The sequence below is a fragment of the Bradyrhizobium sp. genome, from assembly GCF_030654605.1.
Lineage (GTDB): Bacteria > Pseudomonadota > Alphaproteobacteria > Rhizobiales > Xanthobacteraceae > Bradyrhizobium.
The window spans coordinates 1-2,473 of the sequence record NZ_JAURXB010000132.1; the positions used below are offsets into that span (position 1 = coordinate 1).

Genomic DNA, 2,473 nt, shown 5'->3' on the forward strand with positions numbered 1-2,473 from the left:
GGCCAACGGCCTCACAACGTTCAATGCCGGCGGATGTTCCTCCTGTCATGCCGTGCCGGGCCAGCCCGATCGGCTCAAGCTCGGCGGCGGCCTCGCCATCCCGTCACCGTTCGGCACGTTTTATTCGCCGAACATCTCGCCCGATCCGGCCGATGGCATCGGGCGATGGACCGAAGCCGAATTCGTCAGCGCGGTGCTCAAGGGCACTTCGCCTTCGGGCGCGCATTATTTCCCGGCCTTTCCCTATGCGTCCTACGTTCATGCCCGAGTCGAAGACGTCCGCGACCTGTTCGCTTACCTGAAGACGCTGGCACCGGTGTCCGGCAAGGTCAGGGATCACGGCGTTCCATTCCCGTTCAATGTCAGGCGCAATATCGGAATCTGGAAATTGCTGTTCATGGACGACAAGCCGTTTGCGCCGGACCCCGCGCGCTCGGCGCAGTGGAATCGCGGCGCCTATCTCGTCGGCGGCCTCGGCCATTGCGCCGAATGCCACAGCCCGCGCAATTTTCTCGGCGGCATCGTCGCGGCGCAACGTTTTGCCGGCGGACCGAATCCGGAAGGCGAGGGCTGGGTACCGAACATCACGCAGAAGCGGCTCGGCGACTGGAGCGCCAAGGACATCGCCTATTTCCTCGAGACCGGGCAGACGCCGGAGGGTGATACCGCCGGCGGATCGATGGCGCGCGTGATCCGCAATACCTCGCAACTGTCGCCTGAGGATCGCGCGGCGATGGCGGAATACATCAAATCGCTGCCGCCGGTGGAGGGGCCGCCACGGCCGAAGAAAAAGGAGAAGTCGTAACTTCTCCCCTCCCTCCACGCGCCCTTGCGCGTGGCGGGAGGGGTCGGGGGTGGGGGGCGCTTCAGCGCACACAACTGTCAGCGAATTTGTTGAGACACCCCCCACCCCCGACCCCTCCCCACCGCTGCGCGGGAGGAGGGGAGAAGAAGCGCCATCCCTCAGAACGTGTCGATCAGGCCGGCCTTGGTGAGCGCCGCCTTGCGCGCGGCCATCCACTCCTCGGTGAATTTGGCGGCATCCGCCGACGGGGTGCCCTTGCTGAAGTTGGCCCACGCCGCGGCCAGGATTTCCTGACGCTTGAACAGTGCGTTGTTGTGCTTCTCCTGATCGTCGCTCCAGGCACCGGCTTCCTTCAGCGCCTTGACCGCGCCCTTGTGCACCGGCACCGCCCAGTTTTTGGTCTGTCCCTTCACCGCAAGCCCGCTGGCGCCCGGCGCGCCGTCCTTGAATCCGTCATAGCCTTCGATCAACGCCTTGGTCAGCATGTAGACGTCGTTCTCGGGCTGGGTGCCGTACACCGTGTAGATCGGATACGGATAGGTACCCATCTCGATCGGCTTGTCCTTCGCAATGCCCGCGCCGCAGGTGGCGTTATGCTCGGTAAAAAACGGCCCGACCTTGCGTACGCGATCCCAGCCCGCCTTGTCGGAATGCGCCAAGGGCGGCCAGACGATGCCGCGCGGCGAGGTCTGCAACTCCTTGGCAGGCCCCGAGATCGTCGAGCCGAACATCGCATCGACGTCGTTGTTGTTGGCGCCTTTCCACATCGCGTTGTTGCTGGCGAATTCGACGATCTTGACATCCTTGGCGGTGAGACCGGCGAATGCCAGCATCGCCAGTGCATTCTGGTTGAGCGCCGGCGAGCCGACCACGAAGCCGATGCGCTTGCCCTTCAGCTCCGCCAGGGTCTTCGCCCCGGCGTCGCCGGCCACTGCCAGCGAAAGGCCGTTGCAATCCACCGAACTCAAGGTGATCTGGACCGCCTGCGGTCCCCACTCCTTTGTCGCGAATTCGAACACGCCTTCCTGCGCGAAATAGACGCCGGCGCCCATCGCGGAAATGGCCGCGCGGTTGAGACGCAGGGGCTGAAGGCGGGCGACGTCGTTGCCGGCGGGCAGCACGCGCGCGTCGGTGCCGTATTTGTCCTTGAGCATCTTGCCGATGGCGACGGTGATATTGAACCCCGACGTACCGGTGTCATAGGCCGTCATCGTCACGTTGGGCGGCAATTTAACCTGTGCCGCCGCCGTCGATGCCGCGACCGCGGTTCCGGTCAGCGCGATGGCCGCCAGCATCATCTTACGCTTGATCATTCCATTCCTCCCGTTGCGGCTGTCGTTGCAGCCTTGAGACGCTTGTCGCCGATGTTTCCCGGCTCCCGCAAGGGCGTGCCAATGAGCACGTGGGGAGACAGGCTCGCGTCGGCGCGAATGCTCGCGGATTTCCGGCGCTCCCGCAAGACCGAAGCGAGACACGGACGGAGACCAATCCGCGCACCGGGGACGCGCTCATCCGACAGCCAGGGTAACGCGTGGGTTGCAATGGCGACGGTTACGGTTGTGCCGAGCCTTTCGAGTTTGCAATCTAGCTGCCGCCGAACGCCTTGAAGGTGATGATGGTGTGGGTGTCCTGGATGCCGGGAATGACCTGCACCTTCTCGTTGACGAA

The 2,473-nt window shown here is 64.3% G+C and carries 2 protein-coding genes and 1 pseudogene; 1 reads left to right on the forward strand and 2 read right to left on the reverse strand.

Going from position 1 to position 2,473, the window contains the following annotated elements; all coding sequences use genetic code 11:
• The coding region (locus Q7U29_RS13065; protein WP_304742008.1) for a cytochrome c at positions 1-805 on the forward strand (805 nt) is incomplete at its 5' end.
• A gap of 158 nt (positions 806-963) precedes the next feature.
• Here Q7U29_RS13065 and Q7U29_RS13070 read toward each other — a convergent pair.
• Complete coding sequence (locus tag Q7U29_RS13070; protein WP_304742010.1) at positions 964-2,118, reverse strand: TAXI family TRAP transporter solute-binding subunit; 1,155 nt, start codon at positions 2,116-2,118, stop codon at positions 964-966.
• 271 nt (positions 2,119-2,389) lie between these two features.
• A pseudogene (locus Q7U29_RS13075) lies at positions 2,390-2,473 on the reverse strand (Lrp/AsnC family transcriptional regulator); the annotation flags it as partial.

What these genes read in the sequence shown, in the direction of transcription:
- Q7U29_RS13070 (WP_304742010.1), bottom strand. Translation starts at nt 2,118, where the DNA reads ATGATCAAGCGTAAGATGATGCTGGCGGCCATCGCGCTGACCGGAACC.